The sequence below is a fragment of the Melissococcus plutonius ATCC 35311 genome, assembly GCF_000270185.1.
GTDB lineage: Bacteria > Bacillota > Bacilli > Lactobacillales > Enterococcaceae > Melissococcus > Melissococcus plutonius.
In genome coordinates this window covers 1573411-1591276 of the sequence record NC_015516.1, presented here as the reverse complement: position 1 = coordinate 1591276, position 17866 = coordinate 1573411, and the positions used below count along the sequence as shown (strand labels likewise).

Annotated in this window: 16 protein-coding genes, 1 tRNA gene, 1 pseudogene and 1 other annotated feature; of the genes and pseudogenes, 17 read left to right on the top strand and 1 reads right to left on the bottom strand. The window is 33.1% G+C overall.

The features are described 5' to 3' along the window. The first annotated feature begins 421 nt into the window (after window positions 1–421). The 6 genes from MPTP_RS06950 (at window position 422) to upp (ending at window position 6050) form a co-directional block, all read left to right on the top strand. Window positions 422–991 (top strand): thymidine kinase, encoded by a 570-nt coding sequence (locus MPTP_RS06950; protein WP_013774411.1) that lies wholly within the window; start codon window positions 422–424, stop codon window positions 989–991. Between the two features lie 42 nt (window positions 992–1033). Further along, the gene (gene prfA, locus MPTP_RS06945; protein ID WP_013774410.1) at window positions 1034–2110 is read left to right on the top strand and encodes a peptide chain release factor 1; all 1077 of its coding nucleotides are present in this window, start codon (window positions 1034–1036) and stop codon (window positions 2108–2110) included. Beyond that, window positions 2100–2939 carry a peptide chain release factor N(5)-glutamine methyltransferase gene (gene prmC / locus MPTP_RS06940; protein WP_013774409.1) on the top strand — a complete coding sequence of 280 codons (840 nt, stop codon included), beginning with the start codon at window positions 2100–2102 and terminating at the stop codon, window positions 2937–2939. Before prfA ends, prmC begins: the two co-directional genes overlap by 11 nt. An 80-nt stretch (window positions 2940–3019) precedes the next feature. Next, window positions 3020–4054, top strand: coding sequence for an L-threonylcarbamoyladenylate synthase (locus MPTP_RS06935; protein ID WP_013774408.1), 1035 nt, complete (start codon window positions 3020–3022; stop codon window positions 4052–4054). A gap of 49 nt (window positions 4055–4103) precedes the next feature. After that, on the top strand, window positions 4104–5342 hold the full coding sequence (gene glyA / locus MPTP_RS06930; protein WP_013774407.1) for a serine hydroxymethyltransferase: 1239 nt from the start codon (window positions 4104–4106) through the stop codon (window positions 5340–5342). A 78-nt stretch (window positions 5343–5420) separates the two neighbouring features. Continuing rightward, entirely contained in the window at window positions 5421–6050 is a 630-nt protein-coding gene (gene upp, locus MPTP_RS06925; RefSeq protein WP_013774406.1) for a uracil phosphoribosyltransferase, read from the top strand. A gap of 206 nt (window positions 6051–6256) precedes the next feature. Here upp and MPTP_RS06920 read toward each other — a convergent pair. Next, window positions 6257–6329: transfer RNA gene (locus MPTP_RS06920), tRNA-Thr, on the bottom strand. A 464-nt stretch (window positions 6330–6793) separates the two neighbouring features. Here MPTP_RS06920 and MPTP_RS10035 point away from each other — a divergent pair. The 11 genes and pseudogenes from MPTP_RS10035 to MPTP_RS06870 form a co-directional block, all read left to right on the top strand. Continuing rightward, window positions 6794–7144: pseudogene (locus tag MPTP_RS10035) on the top strand (arsenate reductase family protein); the annotation flags it as partial. Beyond that, window positions 7142–7489, top strand: coding sequence for a glycine cleavage system H family protein (locus MPTP_RS10030; protein WP_231849680.1), 348 nt, complete (start codon window positions 7142–7144; stop codon window positions 7487–7489). The pseudogene MPTP_RS10035 and the gene MPTP_RS10030, both read left to right, overlap by 3 nt. Before the next feature lie 56 nt (window positions 7490–7545). Further along, window positions 7546–7788: a binding site (T-box leader), on the top strand. A gap of 88 nt (window positions 7789–7876) precedes the next feature. Next, the gene (locus MPTP_RS06910) at window positions 7877–8914 is read left to right on the top strand and encodes a methionine ABC transporter ATP-binding protein (RefSeq protein WP_013774404.1); all 1038 of its coding nucleotides are present in this window, start codon (window positions 7877–7879) and stop codon (window positions 8912–8914) included. Beyond that, complete coding sequence (locus tag MPTP_RS06905) at window positions 8907–9593, top strand: methionine ABC transporter permease (protein ID WP_013774403.1); 687 nt, start codon at window positions 8907–8909, stop codon at window positions 9591–9593. The genes MPTP_RS06910 and MPTP_RS06905 overlap by 8 nt, the downstream gene beginning before the upstream one ends. A 15-nt stretch (window positions 9594–9608) precedes the next feature. Continuing rightward, complete coding sequence (locus MPTP_RS06900; protein WP_013774402.1) at window positions 9609–10427, top strand: MetQ/NlpA family ABC transporter substrate-binding protein; 819 nt, start codon at window positions 9609–9611, stop codon at window positions 10425–10427. Window positions 10428–11068: 641 nt separating this feature from the next. Beyond that, window positions 11069–11842, top strand: a complete 774-nt coding sequence (gene sufC, locus MPTP_RS06895) for a Fe-S cluster assembly ATPase SufC (RefSeq protein ID WP_013774401.1) — start codon at window positions 11069–11071, stop codon at window positions 11840–11842. 13 nt (window positions 11843–11855) lie between these two features. Further along, window positions 11856–13142, top strand: a complete 1287-nt coding sequence (sufD, locus tag MPTP_RS06890) for a Fe-S cluster assembly protein SufD (protein ID WP_013774400.1) — start codon at window positions 11856–11858, stop codon at window positions 13140–13142. After that, window positions 13142–14374, top strand: a complete 1233-nt coding sequence (locus MPTP_RS06885) for a cysteine desulfurase (protein ID WP_041363581.1) — start codon at window positions 13142–13144, stop codon at window positions 14372–14374. The genes sufD and MPTP_RS06885 overlap by 1 nt, the downstream gene beginning before the upstream one ends. After that, a complete protein-coding gene (gene sufU, locus MPTP_RS06880; protein ID WP_013774398.1) occupies window positions 14361–14840 on the top strand; it encodes a Fe-S cluster assembly sulfur transfer protein SufU in 480 nt (159 codons plus the stop codon). The genes MPTP_RS06885 and sufU overlap by 14 nt, the downstream gene beginning before the upstream one ends. A 5-nt stretch (window positions 14841–14845) precedes the next feature. Further along, entirely contained in the window at window positions 14846–16240 is a 1395-nt protein-coding gene (gene sufB, locus MPTP_RS06875; protein WP_013774397.1) for a Fe-S cluster assembly protein SufB, read from the top strand. A gap of 937 nt (window positions 16241–17177) precedes the next feature. Next, window positions 17178–17756, top strand: coding sequence for a hypothetical protein (locus tag MPTP_RS06870; RefSeq protein ID WP_127468717.1), 579 nt, complete (start codon window positions 17178–17180; stop codon window positions 17754–17756). The last annotated feature ends 110 nt before the right edge of the window (window positions 17757–17866 follow it).

Genomic DNA, 17866 nt, shown 5'->3' with positions numbered 1-17866 from the left:
ACAAAAGAAAAACTAATGTGAATTATACTATCTATTTTTTTGATGAGTGTTTTATAATAAGAGTATCAAGATAGAAAGAAAATAAGAAACTTAGACTATTGAGTAGAATAGTAAAAAATAACTCATATTCTAATAATTACTAATAAAAAACTAATTATAAATTAATATAATAACAATAGATCAGAAAATTTTGTATATAATGTATATAAATGGATAATTTTTCTCCAATTTATTTGATCATAAAGATAGATACCTATCTTTATGATCAAATAAAAGCATCATTTTTGTTAGAATAAATGTCAATTATTTATTTGTTTAAATAAGCTATTTTGTAGAATTTAGTTACAATTATTTTTAATTACTGATTTTTTATTAAAAATATAGTAAAATACGATAGAACTAATGGAAAGGTATAGGAATAATGGCTCAACTATTTTTTAGGTATGGTGCAATGAATAGTGGAAAAACTATTGAAATTTTAAAAGTTGCTCATAATTATGAAGAACAGGGAAAACCTGTTACGATCATGACAAGTGGAATGGATACACGTGATGGAGTAGGAAATGTGTCTAGTCGGATTGGTCTTTGTCGACAAGCAACACCGATTTTTTCGCAAACGAATATCTTTCAGTTCGTTGAACATTTAAAAGATCAACCTTACTGTTTATTAATTGATGAAGCACAATTCTTAGAAAAACATCATGTTATTGATCTATCACGTATTGTTGATAAATTAAATATTCCAGTAATGGCATTTGGATTAAAAAATGATTTTCGTAATGAACTGTTTGAGGGTTCAAAATATTTGCTTTTATATGCAGATAAAATTGAAGAAATTAAAACCATTTGTTGGTTTTGTCATAAAAAAGCAATTATGAATCTTCATTATATAGATGGTAAACCTATTTATGAAGGGGATCAAGTACAAATTGGCGGCAATGAATCCTATTACCCAGTTTGTCGGTATCATTATTTTTGTCCACCCATTTAATCGAATAAGCATTGAAAAATAATTGAGGAGAGAAAAATAATCATGTATGATCAATTACAAGCAATTGAAGATCGATACGAAGAATTAGGAGAATTACTGAGTGATCCAGAGATCATCAGTGATACAAATCGCTTTTTAAAACTATCAAAAGAAGAAGCAAATCTTAGAGAAACCGTTGAGGTGTATCGTCGTTATAAGCAGGTTATACAGGGAATAAAAGATACAGAGGAATTACTTGGTGAATCACTGGAATCTGAAATGCTTGAAATGGCTAAGGAAGAATTATCTGAGTTAAAACAAGAAAAAGAAGTGTTGGGAGATAGAATTAAAATCTTGCTACTTCCAAAAGATCCAAATGATGATAAAAATATTATCATGGAAATAAGAGGAGCAGCAGGTGGCGATGAAGCTGCCTTATTTGCTGGTAATTTATTTTCTATGTATCAAAAATATGCTGAATTACAAGGTTGGAAAATTGAAGTAATGGATGCAAATATTACAGGTATTGGTGGTTATAAAGAAGTTATTATGATGATAACTGGTGAAAATGTCTTCTCAAAACTTAAATATGAAAGTGGGGCACATCGCGTTCAACGTGTTCCTTCAACTGAGTCGCAAGGGAGAATCCATACTTCAACAGCAACCGTTGTCGTAATGCCTGAAGCAGAAGAAGTAGAAATTGACTTAGAAGATAAGGATATTCGGACAGATATTTATCATGCTAGTGGAGCTGGTGGACAACATATTAACAAAACAGCTTCAGCAGTTCGTTTAACACATCTCCCAACTGGGATTGTTGTGGCGATGCAAGATGAGCGTTCTCAATTAAAAAACAGAGAAAAGGCAATGAAAATACTAAGAACACGGGTCTATGACCAATTACAACAAGAGGCACAAAGTGCCTATGATGCTGATAGAAAATCAGCAGTTGGTACAGGTGATCGTTCTGAAAGAATCCGGACCTATAATTTTCCACAAAACCGCGTAACAGATCATCGAATTGGCTTAACCTTACAAAAATTAGACCAAGTATTATCAGGCAAATTAGACGAAATTATTGATGCATTGGTTCTTTATGATCAAACTTCTAAATTAGAAGAGTTGCAAAATGGAGAATAGCTATTTTGAAGTCCTACAATGGGCTTCTTCTCTTTTAATTAAAAATGGCCAAGAATGTCATGCCATCTACTATGTTTTTTTGAAACGAAAAAACTGGGAGAAAATCGACTGGCTACAACATATGAAAGAAACAATGTCCAAAGAGGAAAAAAAACAATTGGAAACAGATCTTTCTAAGTTATTAAACGATTATCCACCTCAATATTTACTGGGTGAAACGGAGTTTTATGGCTTACCTTTTTTGGTTAATGAACACACACTAATTCCAAGACCTGAAACAGAGGAGCTGGTTGATTATTGTTTAAAAGAAAATGAAGCTGCCTATTCAACAATAGTAGATGTTGGAACAGGGACAGGGGCCATTGCCATTAGTTTAAAGCACGCTCGTCCACAGTGGCAGGTGACAGGGATTGATATTTCTAAACAGGCATTGATTGTTGCACAAGAAAACGCAAAAATATTAAATACAACCATTGATTTTTTGTCTGGCGATCTTCTCGAGCCGCTCATGATGAATGGACAGAAAGTTGACATGATAATTTCCAATCCGCCTTATATAAGCAAAGCAGAGAAGAATTGGATGGATCGAAGTGTGATTAAGTATGAACCTGCCTTGGCATTATTCGCTGATCAAAATGGTCTAGCTATCTATCAACGTTTGGCCGAAGAAGCGAAAAAGGTTCTTAAAGAAGATGGAAAAATTTATCTTGAAATTGGATTTCAACAAGGAAAAGCGGTACAGGAAATTTTTCAGCAAGCTTTTCCAACGAAACAAATCATCATTAAAAAAGATTTAGCTAAAAATGATCGTATTGTAGCTATTACATAAAAGCTTGTAGCATTGAATTTATTTTCAGCTCTTTTGTAATAAGTAGGAGAGCTACATTGATAAATATTAGAGGATAAAATATGAAAACAACACAACTATTTTTAGAACAAGAATTACCTATAGCTGCTAAATTTGTTAAACAAGGAGAGTTGATTGCTTTTCCAACTGAGACAGTTTATGGTCTTGGAGCCAATGCACTAGATGAAATAGCAGTAAAAGAAGTGTATGAGGCAAAGGGTCGTCCTAGTGATAATCCATTAATTATTCATGTTGAAACGGTTGAACAAATCAAAAAGTATGTTAGTAATTTTCCATTTATTGCTGAAAAGCTAGCAAAACATTTCTGGCCAGGACCATTAACGATGATTTTTAATATCAAGCCGGGAACTTTTCCAGAAGTTGTAACAGGTGGACTAACAACAGCAGCTTTTCGAATCCCAAATAATCGGCTAACGTTAGAACTTATCCATCAGGCTGGTGTGCCTTTAGTTGGACCTAGTGCCAATACTTCTGGAAAGCCAAGTCCAACAATTGCTGAACATGTCTATCATGATCTACAAGGAAAAATTGCTGGTGTCTTAGATGGTGGAGCAACACAAATTGGAATAGAATCCACTGTTTTAGATTTAACAACAGAAGTGCCTACAATATTGCGACCAGGATTAATTACAAAACAAGAATTGAAAGTAATCATTGGAAAGGTAGCTGTTGATCAACATCTACTCAATGAGAAAGAACAACCAAAAGCACCGGGGATGAAATATAAACACTATTCACCTGATACAGCTGTTTGGATTATTTCAATGCCGGCTGATTGGGAAAAAGCTATTCATTTAGCAAAAGAAAGACGACTAAAGATTGGCTTATTTGCAGATGAAAAAATTGTTGATACCTACCGATCACAAATAACAGCTACATTTTCATTTGGAGAAGATACAGCTATAAATGCAGCAAAATATTTATTTGCGGGTTTACGTGAGCTAGACCAAATGGCGGTTGATGTTATTTTTGCACAGGGATTTGCCGAAAGATCTATGGCTCTTGCCTATATGAATCGATTAAAAAAAGCAGCAGGCCAAAAAGTATTTTCCAATCAAACTTTTTATTCGGAGTAAAATTGAGTATAATAAATTAAATACAAAATAAATAGGTGAGGGATGAGAGATGGATTTTCAAAGATATGATCCGGAATTATGGCAGGCGATAAAAAAAGAAAGAAATCGTCAAGAAAACAATTTAGAGTTAATTGCTTCAGAGAATATAGTTTCAAAAGCAGTTATGGCTGCACAAGGTAGTCTATTAACAAATAAATATGCGGAAGGTTATCCAAATCAAAGACATTATGGTGGTTGTGAATTTATCGATGAAATTGAACAACTAGCGATTGATCGAGCAAAACAATTATTTAATGCTTCCTATGCAAATGTTCAGGCCCATTCTGGATCGCAAGCAAATGCAGCGGCTTATCTATCTTTAATTGAACCAGGCGACAAAGTTCTTAGTATGGAACTTTCTTCTGGTGGACATATCACTCACGGTGCATCAATGAATTTTAGTGGAAAAATGTATGATTTTGTTGGTTATGGTGTAGATCCAACGACTGAAGTCATTGATTATGAAGTTGTACGTATTTTAGCTCGAAAACACCAACCAAAATTAATTGTTGCTGGTGCCAGTGCTTATGCAAGAACAATCGACTTTAAAAAATTCCGTGAAATTGCAGATGAAATAGATGCAAAATTACTAGTAGATATGGCACATATTGCTGGATTAGTCGCTGCTGGTCTTCATCCTAGTCCTATTCCTTATGCTGATATAACAACAAGTACTACACATAAAACCTTAAGAGGACCACGAGGTGGATTACTTTTAACAAATGATGAAAAATTAGCAGAAAAGATCAATAGAATGGTTTTTCCTGGATTGCAAGGAGGTCCCTTGGAACACATTATTGCTGCAAAAGCTGTTGCATTTAAAGAAGCTTTAGATCCAGAATTCAAGCATTATGCGAATCAGGTGATCAACAATGCCAAAGCTATGACAAAGGTATTTAATCAGGCGCCAGAAGCTCGCTTAGTAAGTGGTTCAACAGATAATCATTTGTTATTGGTTGATGTATTGGGATTTGGTCTAAATGGTAAACAAGCAGAAGAAATTTTAGAGAATGTTGCTATTACAGTGAATAAAAATGCGATTCCTTTTGAACAACAAACATCATCTGAAACCAGTGGTATTCGTATTGGGACACCAACCATTACTACAAGAGGATTTAAAGAAGCAGATGCTATAAAGGTGGCAGAACTAGTTATTAAAGCTCTAGCAAATCCAACAAATGATCCTATTCAGCAGGAAATTCGAGCAAATGTCCAAAAATTAACACAAAAATATCCTTTAAATATATAGTAAAGGATTATCTGGTCAATTGTTGTATTTTGATTTACAATAGAACAGAAAAAGCAAACCAACTAAAGGAGAGTAACTATGGGAAAATTTCAAGTCATTGATCATCCATTAATTCAACATAAATTAACAATTATTCGTAATAAAGATTGTGGTACAAAGGTTTTTCGGGAGGTTGTTAATGAAATTGCCATGCTAATGGCTTATGAAGTATCAAGAGATATGCCACTTGAAGAAATCAGTATTGAAACACCCATTGTGGAAACCACTCAAAAAACATTATCAGGAAAAAAAGTGGCAATTATTCCAATTTTACGTGCAGGGATTGGAATGGTAGATGGTATTTTAGGATTAATTCCGGCCGCAAAGGTAGGACATATTGGCTTATATCGTGATCATGAAACATTAGAACCTGTAGAATACTTTATAAAAATGCCAGAAGATCTTGCAGCACGACAATTATTTGTGGTTGATCCCATGCTTGCAACTGGAGGTTCAGCGATTATGGCGATTAATTCCTTGAAAAAGCGTGGCGGTAGTAATATTAAATTTGTTTGTTTGGTTGCTGCTCCTGAAGGCGTCAAGGCGTTACAAGAAGCACATCCAGATATAGATATCTATACAGCAGCCTTAGATGATCATTTAAATGAAAATGGCTATATTGTTCCAGGCTTAGGAGATGCAGGCGATCGATTATTTGGTACTAAATAGGTTATAAACAATAATTCCTAACTTAATAGTAAAAATTAAAAAATAACACATTGATTGATATTGAAAAGTGGCTAATTCACTAGTAATATTTTTAGATTACTTTAATTGATCGATGAAATGGAACGAATAACTAGGTTAATTAAAACAAAAAACGATTTGCTTTTCATTTTAAAAGCAAATCGTTTTTTGTTAATTCGTTTTAGTTATGCCAGCTGCAGGGATCGAACCTGTGACCTACGCGTTACGAGTGCGTTGCTCTACCAACTGAGCTAAGCTGGCAAAAGATATATTTGATTATAAAATGGAAATAGGAATTTGTAAAGAAATTTTTGATAATATGAAAAATTTTATGTTATTTATCCTTTTTTTAGTTATTGCTCATTGATAAAGCAGCAGTAAAGTAGAAGCAATTTTGACGTATTTTATTTTAAATCAATTGAATTGTAATTTTATATAAGATCTCTCTTTATTCATTTATGAAAAACATTAAACATAGTAAAATAGCACAAATTCCATACTTGTATTTATTGATAGTAGCCTGTTTTGTTTCCTGCATCATGATCATGCTCTTGTTTAATAGGAAATAATGATTGCTGGAATAGTGATTGCCTTTCATCAACTATTCCACTATACTAATATTAAAATTCACCTGATTTTGTATCTATCAATGAAAAATGATAGTAAATCAAGTAGGTTTATTTTGTTTAGTTAAATCGCAAAAAATACTAAAAAGAAGGAATTTTATGTATATATTATATTGGTATCCCAAATGTTCAACTTGCCAAAAGGCGAAGAAATGGTTAGATAAAAAGAATATAGAATATCGTACGGTTGACATGATAAAAAATCCGCCAAGCGAACAACTCTTAGCAACGTGGATGGAAGAAGGCGAACAACCATTAAGAAAATTTTTTAATACGAGTGGACAACATTATAGAGAACAAGGATTAAAAGAAAAAGTCCCTAATTTTTCAATAACTGAAGCTAGTCAATGTTTATCAAAAGATGGCATGTTGATTAAACGTCCGATACTTAGTAAAGAAGATCGATTTTTAATCAATGGCTTTAATGAAGCAAAGTATGAAGAAGTAATAAGAAATACTAACATTAACAGAAAAATTGTTGAAGAAATACTATGGGTAGCTCCAGTAGACAATGGTTATCGGATTGGTTTAACCAATCAAGCACAAGATGAATTAGGAAAAATTACTTATGCAACATTTCCTAAACCAGGACAAACCATAGTAAAAGGAGAATCATTAATTGAGTTGGAAGCAGAAAAATCTGTCAGCGAATATGAAAGTCCATTAACTGGCACCATTCACTCGATTAATGAAGCAGCTGCCGAGGATTCTAGTATTTTAGATGATTTGGATGAAGAAAAACTATGGATTGTGACACTTACAGAGGTAGCAAAAGAACAATTTGATCAATTATAGGATTGACATTTCATTGTTTTGATAATATAATTGAGAATTATATAGAAAGAAAATAAGCAAAACCTTTGAAAAGAAGAGTACTTATCTAAGTTGTTTGGAAGAGACCCTTGTTGGCTGAAAATAGGGAACAATTAGGATAAGGAAGATGGTCTTTGAGATGAATAGGCGAGCTGTATGCAAACTTATTACGGAAGTGCCCGTTAAAGCACCACGGTATTGGATTGTACTGTATGAGTCTGTTGCTGTGAAGCAATAGAAAACTAAGGTGGTAACACGAAATAAACGCTTTCGTCCTTTTTGTCAATTTTGGCAGAAGGATGAGAGCTTTTTTATTTTTATGGATAATTATGTGAATTTTTAGAAAATACAGACGGAGGGATTGCTAAAATGGCCTATATTGAATTAAAAAATGTAAATAAAATATTTTCCACCAAGGCTGGTAAAGTCAAGGCACTTAATAATATCTCCTTAGAAATAAATCAGGGAGATATTTATGGCATTATTGGTTACTCTGGAGCAGGGAAAAGTACTTTAGTACGTTTGTTGAATGGATTAGAATTTTCAACGAACGGTGAAGTTATTGTGCAAAAGCAAAATGTAAAACAGCTTTCCAGTCGCGAATTACGTCAATTTCGTGAAAAGATTGGAATGATTTTTCAACATTTTAATTTGCTATGGTCTAGAACAGTACTTGAAAATATTCTTCTGCCTTTAGAAATAGCTGGCATTGCAAAATCTGAACGTAAAACGCGTGCAGCAGAATTGGTAAATTTAGTTGGCCTTAAAGGGAAAGAAACAGCTTATCCTAGCCAATTATCCGGTGGACAAAAACAACGTGTCGGTATCGCTCGTGCTTTAGCAAACGAACCAAAGATTTTACTTTGTGATGAAGCAACCAGTGCTCTTGACCCACAAACGACAGATGAAATTTTAGAATTATTATTAAAGATTAACCAAACTTTAAACTTAACGATTGTTTTAATCACACATGAAATGCATGTCATTCAGAAAATCTGTAATCATGTGGCTGTCATGGAAAATGGTCAAGTTATTGAAGCAGGAAATGTGATAGATATTTTCAAAAAGCCAAAAACAGAAGTGACAAAACGTTTTGTTATGCAAGAAACAGATGGAGATAGAGAAGAAACAGAAGGCATCATTAATGAATTGCTGAAACAATACCCACAAGGCAGTATTGTTCGGTTAACTTTTCATGGTGAACAAGTAAAACTACCAATTATTTCACAACTTATAAAAAAATATGAAGTTGATATTAGTATTATATATGGCAATATTAACCAAACGAAACAGGGAGCGATTGGTTCTTTGTATATCCAGCTATTAGGTGAAGAAGAAAATATTAAAAAAACGATCCAGGCACTACAAAGATTCAAAGTAGAAACAGAGGTGATTGATCATGAATGAAGGGATTTCTAGTTTTTTTGATTTTTCACAAATAGATCTCGCAAAGTTACAAGAGAAAACGATTGAAACATTGACGATGACAGGAATTTCTATTATTATTGTAACAATTTTAGGTTTGCTCTTAGGGTTGTTATTATTTGAAACTTCTGAAAAATCTAATAATAGTCTAACAAAAATTTTATATTGGATTGTTGCGATTTTTGTTAATATTTTTCGTTCCATTCCATTTATTATTTTAATTGTTTTATTAATTCCCTTTACCAAAAATCTACTAGGAAGTATGTCTGGTGTCACTGGCGCTTTGCCAGCTTTGATTATTTCTGCAGCACCCTTCTATGCAAGAATGGTTGAAATTGCCTTTCATGAAATTGATCGAGGTGTCATTGAAGCGGCTGAGGCAATGGGTGCCAATCGTCTTCAAATCATCTGGAAGGTTTTATTGCCGGAAAGTCTACCAGCATTGATCTCAGGATTAACGGTTACCACGATTTCATTAGTAGGTTATACAGCAATGGCAGCTGCAATTGGTGCTGGCGGTTTGGGAAGTCTAGCTTATCAAGACGGTTTCCAAAGAGGTCAAAATACAGTTACTTTAGTCGCAACCATTTGTATTTTAATTATTGTATTTATTATTCAATTCATTGGTGATATGGTTGTTAAAAAGGTAGATAAACGATAAAAAGGAGAGGTAACGATGAAAAAACGTACACTGGCATCAATTTTTATAGCAGGTTTAACAATTTTTATTTTAAGTGGATGTGGTGGCAAGAAAAGTGATCAGTCGGTATTGAAAGTTGGTGCTTCACCTGTTCCACACGCAGAAATTTTGGAGCATGTAAAACCATTATTAAAAAAAGAGGGAATTACGCTGGAGGTAACAACCTATACAGATTATATTTTGCCCAATGAAGCATTAGAAAATAAAGATATTGATGCTAATTATTTTCAACATTCTCCCTATCTAGATAAAGCAAAGAAGGAAAAAGGCTATGACTTTGTCAATGTTGGCAACATCCATTTAGAACCGGTTGGTTTTTATTCTAAAAAATATAAAAATTTAAATGATATTCCGAAAGGTTCCACAATTTATGTTAGTAATTCACAGACCGATTGGGGAAGAGCATTGGCGATTCTTAAAGATCATGGATTGATTACTTTGAAAAAAAATAGTGATGAAGTCAATGCAACGTTTGATGACATTGATAAAAATGTGAAGCATTTAAAATTTAATCATGAGAGTGACCCAGCAATGATGACCAGTTTCTATGAAAATAAAGAAGGTGCAGCTGTGCTTATTAACTCAAATTTTGCTGTTGATAAAGGAATGAATCCTAAAAAAGAAGCATTGGCTCTCGAAAAACAAAGCAGTCCTTATGCCAATATCGTCGCAGTCAGAAAAGAAGATAAAAATGATAAACGCGTAAAAAAATTAATCAAGGCTTTACATGAAAAAGAAACGAAGGATTGGATCTTAAAAAAATGGCATGGGGCAATCGTTCCTGTGGATAAGTAAAATGAATTTTCTAATTTTTGTTCACTGACTGTGTGAATTCAAAATATCACTCAGGTAGTTTTTCAAGTCATTCTTCAAGTAGTTCAATACACAGTTATTCATGAGATAAATAGAATCAAGGATTCTATTTATCTCATTTTGTATTTACCTGTCTTGAATAATAAATTAACATATATTTACTCATCATATATAATAATTCACCTATTCTTTACTACTTATTTTAATAAGTTCTATTGGTTCAAATTTTGATGAGTGAATTGTTAATAAATCACTTTATAAAATTTATTTAATAAAAATAAAAAAGGAATAACCAATGAATTATTTATGATTATTTGGCATTTATCAGTTATAATTTTGTCAAAGACCTATTTTTTATTTTGATAAATAGTATTCATGCTTATTTTTCATGCTTGTTATTTTCTGACTTTTTTTAAAAGTTTTTATGTTGTTAACTTATTTAGATATAGAAATAATTAATACTAAATAAAATTGATTTTTATTTATGAAATTTTATAGAAGTAAATAGAATAATAAAAAGTTAAATAATCATTTATAAATGAATTTTTTTAAATAATTAATTGCGGTTCATTCTCAATTGGGATAAAATGAGTGAGAACGAAATTATTGGGAGGCTATTTTTTATGTCTGTTTTAGAAGTTAAAAATTTACATGTATCCATTGAGAATAAAGAGATATTAAAAGGATTAAATTTAACAATAAAAACAAATGAAATTCATGCCATTATGGGACCAAATGGTGCTGGGAAATCTACCTTATCTGCTGCTATTATGGGAGATCCGGCTTATGAGGTAACGAGTGGTGAAATTTTATTTGATGGAGAAAATATTTTAGCTCTCAAAGTAGATGAACGGGCACGTCTTGGTCTATTTTTAGCTATGCAATATCCAAGTGAAATTACAGGAATCACCAATGCCGAATTTATAAGAGCTGCTATCAATTCAAAATATGAAAAAGATGAAGATAAAATTTCAGTTATGAATTTTCTGAAAAGATTAGACAAAAAAATGGCTTTATTAAATATGCCGGAGGAAATGGCTGAACGTTATCTTAATGAGGGCTTTTCTGGTGGTGAAAAAAAACGAAATGAGATTTTACAATTATTAATGCTCGAACCGACATTTGCCATTTTAGATGAAATTGATTCCGGGCTTGATATTGATGCTTTAAAAGTAGTTGCAAAAGGTGTAAATGAAATGCGTGGCGAAAATTTTGGCGCGTTAATTATTACACATTATCAACGTCTCTTAAATTACATTACACCAGATGTTGTTCATATTATGATGGATGGACGTGTGGTTAAAACCGGAACAGCAGAACTAGCGAAGCAACTTGAATCAGAAGGATATGCTGGAATCAGCCGAGAACTGGGTATCGAATATAAAGAAGAAGTGTAAGAGGAGAAGTGAGATGAAAGATATACACATGATTGATTATCTTGAAGACATTAAAGCTTTTTCTGCTGAGAAAGAAGAACCTACTTGGATGAGTGAACTGCGACTTGACGCATTAAAAAATGTCGATGAATTAGATTTGCCTAAGGTGGATCGTGTAAACTATAAACGCTGGCCATTATTTAATGTAAATATAAACAATTACACACCACAACCAGAATCCCTAGCAGACTTCAATCAATTCGCCGATCATTCAGCTATTATACAGAAAAGTTCTTTTAATCAATTTGAACAATTATCAAAAACACTAGCTGAACAGGGTGTAATTTTCACAGATCTATTTACGGCCCTGCTAGAATTTCCAGACCTGGTAAAAGAATACTATATGACAAAAGCCGTAAAAACGGATGAAAATAAATTAACAGCGGTACATACGGCATTTATGAACAGTGGTATTTTTATCTATATCCCCAAAAATGTAGTCATCAAAGAGACACTTGAAACATTGTTTATCCAAGATACAGATAGTGACCAACCTTTATTTAAGCATGTTTTAATTATTGCCGAAGAAAATAGTGAAATGAGTTACTTAGAACGCTTTCAATCTACAGAAGATACGTTGAAGAGCGTGTCTGGCAATATTGTTGTAGAAGTTATTGCAAAAAGAGGCGCAAAAATTAAATATACTGCTGTTGATCAATTAGGAAAAAATATTACTTCATATATTCATCGTTGTTGTTACCTAATGCAAGATGCACAAATTGATTGGACAATCGGTGCAATGAATGACGGAAATACCATTTCTAATTTTAATGCTGAATTAGCTGGCAAGGGTGCTTCTGCAGAAGTGAAAGTTACAGCGATTAGTTCTGAAAAACAAATACAAGGAATGAATACACAGATCAGCAATCGATGTGCCCATACTGTCAGTCATATTCAGCAGCATGGTGTTGTGTTAGATGCAAGCACTTTGACATTCAATGGAATTTGTCATCTATTGAAGGGAGCCAAAGAAGCAGATGCTCAACAAGAAAATCGAGTATTAATGCTTTCAGATAAAGCGAGAGGTGATGCCAATCCAATCTTGCTGATTGATGAAAATGACGTAACGGCAGGGCATGCTGCAAGTGTAGGCAGTTTAAATGCGGATGATTTATATTATCTTATGAGTCGTGGATTATCTAAACAGGTAGCAGAACGCTTGATTGTTCATGGATTTTTAACGCCAATGATTTCTACTATTTCTAACAAAGAAGTTCAAGAAAAAATGATGGTAATTATTGACAGAAAGTTGGCAAAATGATGATAGATGCCCAAAAAATAAAAGAAGATTTCCCAATTTTATTTCAACAAGTAAATGATGAACCACTTGTTTACCTTGATAATGCGGCAACAACCCAAAAACCGATAGCTGTTCTTAAAAAAATGATGAATTATTATGAAAAGGATAATGCCAATGCCCACAGAGGCGTTCATACTTTGGCTGAACGGGCGACTGTTAAATATGAAGCAGCTAGAGAAAAAATTCGCCTATTCATTCATGCCAATGAAACAGCAGAAATACTGTTTACAAGAGGAACTACGACAAGTTTAAATTGGATTGCTCAAAGTTATGGCGAAAGAATTCAAGCAGGCGATGAGATTGTTATTTCATATATGGAACATCATTCAAATATCATTCCCTGGCAACAATTGGCCAAAAGAAAAGGGGCAGTTTTAAAGTATATTGACTTAACAGAAGAGGAATTTTTAGATATAGAACAAGCAAAACAAATCATTACCAATAAAACAAAAATTGTTTCACTGACACATAGTTCAAACGTATTAGGTGTCATTAATCCAATCAAAGAATTAACCACGCTTGCTCATCGCATGGGTGCAATCATAGTTGTTGATGGTGCTCAATCAGTTCCCCATTTTCCGATTGATGTCCAACAATTGGATATTGATTTCTTGGCTTTTAGTGGTCATAAGATGTGTGGTCCAACTGGCATTGGTGTATTATATGGAAAACGGGAATTCTTAGAAGAAATGGAACCTGTTGAATTTGGTGGCGAGATGATTGACTTTGTACATCTGTATGAAAGTACGTGGAAAGAATTGCCTTGGAAATTTGAAGCAGGCACACCAAATATTGCAGGCGCTATTGCTTTAGGAGCAGCTATTGATTACTTAACCGAAATCAAGCTTTCAGAGATTCAAGAACATGAAGCAATGCTGGTCGATTATTTGTTACCAAAATTACAAGCAATCGATGGAATAACGATTTATGGACCAAAAAATACGAAAGATCATACAAATGTTATCTCGTTTAATTTGGAAGGTCTGCATCCACATGATGTAGCAACAGCACTAGATATGGAAGGCATTGCTGTCAGGGCGGGACATCACTGTGCTCAACCCTTAATGAATTACCTAAACGTATCTGCAATGGTACGAGCAAGTTTTTACTTTTACAATACAAAAGAAGATGCCGATCGATTGATTGAGGCAATTTTAGCGACAAAGGAGTTTTTTAAACATGGCACTTTCTAAATTAGATAATTTATATCGTCAAATCATTTTAGATTACTCAAGTCATCCTCATCATTATGGTACGTTAAAAGATTCTAGTGAAAAAATTGAAATGAACAATCCAACTTGTGGTGATGTTATTCAGTTGGAAGTGAAAATCGAGAACAATACCATCAGTGATATTGCCTTCACAGGAAGTGGTTGTTCCATTAGTACGGCAAGCGCAAGCATGATGACGGATGTCGTTCTTGGTAAATCTGTTGAAGAAGCAGAACACTTAGCGGTGGTTTTTGCTCAAATGGTTCAGGGAACAGATTTACCAGAAGCAGATATTGATGCATTAGGGGATGCAGCAACATTGCAAGGAGTAGCAAAATTCCCTGCACGTATAAAATGTTCAACTTTAGCTTGGAAAGCTTTAGGAAAGGCTTTAACGAATGAAAACGGCCAAGCAACAGAAAACCATTCGCATAAGAAAGAAGAGTGAAACGAATGAGCGAGTTAGAATTACCAGAAGATTATCAATACGGTTTTCATGATGAAATAGAGCCAGTGTATACAACAGGTAAGGGACTATCTGAAGAAGTGATTCGTGAAATTTCTCGTATAAAAGAAGAACCAGAATGGATGTTAGATTTTCGTTTAAAATCTTTGAAAACATTTTATAAATTACCAACACCAAATTATGGACCTGATTTATCAGAACTAGATTTTGATGATTTCAATTACTTTATTCGTTCAAGTGATAAACCCGTTCGGGATTGGGAAGATGTTCCAGAAGAAATTAAAACAACTTTTGATGTTTTAGGAATTCCAGAAGCCGAACATGCCTATCTTGCCGGTGCTTCTGCTCAATATGAATCTGAAGTCGTTTATCATAATATGAAGGATGAATTCACAAAACTGGGAATCATTTTTACAGATACAGACACAGCATTAAAAGAATACCCAGAATTAATGAAAGAATACTTTGGAAAATTAGTTCCTCCTACCGATAACAAATTAGCAGCATTAAATTCAGCAGCCTGGTCTGGTGGTACGTTCATCTATGTACCAAAAGGAGTCCAAACCGATATTCCTATCCAGTCTTATTTCCGAATTAATACGGAAAATGAAGGTCAATTTGAACGAACCTTAATCATTGTAGAAGAAGGTGCTAGTATCAATTATGTTGAAGGCTGTTCTGCACCAATCTATTCAACAAATAGTTTACATGCAGCTGTGGTCGAAGTTTATGTAAAAAAAGGTGGGTATTGTCGTTATACCACCATTCAAAACTGGTCAACCAATGTTTACAGTCTTGAGACAAAACGAGCACAAGCGTTAGAAAATGCGACCATGGAATGGGTTGACGGTAATTTTGGTTCCAAAACAACAATGAAATATCCAAGTGTTTATCTCGATGGCCAACGAGCACGTGGCACCATGCTATCCATTGCTGTAGCAAAAAAAGGTGTCGTGTTAGATAGTGGTGCTAGGATGATTCATAATGCACCAAATACTTCAAGTACCATTGTGTCAAAATCAATTGCTAAAGAAGGCGGCGCAGTTGATTATCGAGGCACCGTGCGTTTTGGACGGAATAGCGCTGGCTCATCAAGTCATGTTGAATGTGATACAATCATCATTGGCGATGAATCTACCTCAGATACATTTCCTTATAATGAAGTGTTAAATAACGATATTACCTTAGAGCATGAAGCGAAAGTATCTAAAATTTCAGAAGCCCAGTTGTATTATTTGATGAGCAGAGGAATTTCAGAGGAAGAAGCAACAGGAATGATCGTAATGGGCTTTGTCGAGCCATTTACAAAGGAATTACCAATGGAATACGCAGTTGAGCTGAATCGACTGATTAAGTATGAGATGGAAGGGTCGGTTGGTTAAAAAATAAGCTAGAAGTGTTGATATGTCAGCATTTCTAGCTTATTTTTTATCTCTAATTAATTGTGAATATATTGTCGAATATAATTGATACTAAAAATTAACATAATTCGCAATCTATTCTCTAGTATCTTTGATTTTATTCTATATTACATGAATTTAGATATTCATCATGATTTAAATATTTTTGAATTACAAAATGTAAATTTTATAATTTAGAGTCCTTTTCAATTGGTAATCCAATATATCTCAAAACAGAAAAAGTTCAATGAATAAAAATAGGGAAGTAAATTATGCAATTTCACATCATTTTAATTTAATAACTCTTAAATACAAAAAAACATAGTGAGAAAAATTAGCTATGTTTTTTTACATTTTATATAAAAATATTTAACATTGCAAAGTATATTGTGTATAATTTAACAAGAGGGATAAAAATAGGATATTTAGGAAATTTTTAAGAGAGAACCGCAACTTATTTTCGATAATAAAGTCCATTTATATTCAATACTTCATTGATTCGAAGATGATCCATTGATTGAAAGTACAGAATTTATGAATACAGATAATGAGAAATCAAAAAATAGTATTGTATTACTGAAACTGATGAAGAAGAATTGGAGAAAGAAAAATAGGTGGTCAATTTTTTCATATGACATAACTAAATTTTGAAAGGGAATTAATAACCTATAGATAAAAAACAGGAGTATTTAAATGAACTAGAATATCATTTGTCTTTACCACATAAAATATGCAATGAAATAATTAATGATATATCAGAGCGAATTGAAGATGAGAAAAAGAGGAAGCCAATATAGAGGTTATACTAGAAAAAATTGGATCATCATCAGAACTAGCTAAAGAATGGAATAAAACCTATTTTACAACGAAAGGTGTAGAATACTTTGAATATAAGTCCAATAAAGAAAACAAGTTTCCTTTGATTCATATTGTAATAAAAAACAGATTTAATAAAAAAGCAAATAGTAAGTCTAAAATGCCAATTGCTAGAGGAGTGATTGCTTTTGGTAGACATGCTCAAGGTATTATATCAATGGGAATATTCTCACAAGGTATTATTAGTTTAGGGTTGATAAGTATAGGAGTTATAGCAGGTGGATCAATTTCAATAGTAGTTATAGCTATGGGGATTTTGTCACTTGGGGGAATTTCAATAGGAACTTTAGCTATCGGAGTAACGGCATTAGGAAATTTCTTGTGTGGGTACGCAACATTTGGGAATATAGTAGTTGGGAAATTCACCTTTGGTAACGTTGTTTCAGGAGATGTTAAAGTTCCTATTGGAAATAATCCATCGGTTGAACAACTTATAAATGATTTAAATGAAATTATTGTTAAAAGCAAGGGATATCCATTAAGTCATTCATTCTATAAAATTTTACAATATATTGCTAAACATCCATCTGTAATTTTAATCATACTAATAATGATAGGTGCTAGTTTACTCGGTATATATTATATTTACAGATCAAATTTTAAAAAAGTATATGTGAGATAAATGGCGAGAGATTATGAAACAATCTGATTACAATATTTTAATTTGAGATGATGCAGGAAAGCAGAACTGTAAATGTCGCAAACCTATTAAAAAGTAAAAAATCTTCATAT

Coding starts and splice junctions, on each gene's coding strand:
- MPTP_RS06950 (WP_013774411.1), top strand. CDS start 422: ATGGCTCAACTATTTTTTAGGTATGGTGCAATGAATAGTGGAAAAACT.
- prfA (WP_013774410.1), top strand. CDS start 1,034: ATGTATGATCAATTACAAGCAATTGAAGATCGATACGAAGAATTAGGA.
- prmC (WP_013774409.1), top strand. CDS start 2,100: ATGGAGAATAGCTATTTTGAAGTCCTACAATGGGCTTCTTCTCTTTTA.
- MPTP_RS06935 (WP_013774408.1), top strand. CDS start 3,020: ATGAAAACAACACAACTATTTTTAGAACAAGAATTACCTATAGCTGCT.
- glyA (WP_013774407.1), top strand. CDS start 4,104: ATGGATTTTCAAAGATATGATCCGGAATTATGGCAGGCGATAAAAAAA.
- upp (WP_013774406.1), top strand. CDS start 5,421: ATGGGAAAATTTCAAGTCATTGATCATCCATTAATTCAACATAAATTA.
- MPTP_RS06910 (WP_013774404.1), top strand. CDS start 7,877: ATGGCCTATATTGAATTAAAAAATGTAAATAAAATATTTTCCACCAAG.
- MPTP_RS06905 (WP_013774403.1), top strand. CDS start 8,907: ATGAATGAAGGGATTTCTAGTTTTTTTGATTTTTCACAAATAGATCTC.
- MPTP_RS06900 (WP_013774402.1), top strand. CDS start 9,609: ATGAAAAAACGTACACTGGCATCAATTTTTATAGCAGGTTTAACAATT.
- sufC (WP_013774401.1), top strand. CDS start 11,069: ATGTCTGTTTTAGAAGTTAAAAATTTACATGTATCCATTGAGAATAAA.
- sufD (WP_013774400.1), top strand. CDS start 11,856: ATGAAAGATATACACATGATTGATTATCTTGAAGACATTAAAGCTTTT.
- MPTP_RS06885 (WP_041363581.1), top strand. CDS start 13,142: ATGATAGATGCCCAAAAAATAAAAGAAGATTTCCCAATTTTATTTCAA.
- sufU (WP_013774398.1), top strand. CDS start 14,361: ATGGCACTTTCTAAATTAGATAATTTATATCGTCAAATCATTTTAGAT.
- sufB (WP_013774397.1), top strand. CDS start 14,846: ATGAGCGAGTTAGAATTACCAGAAGATTATCAATACGGTTTTCATGAT.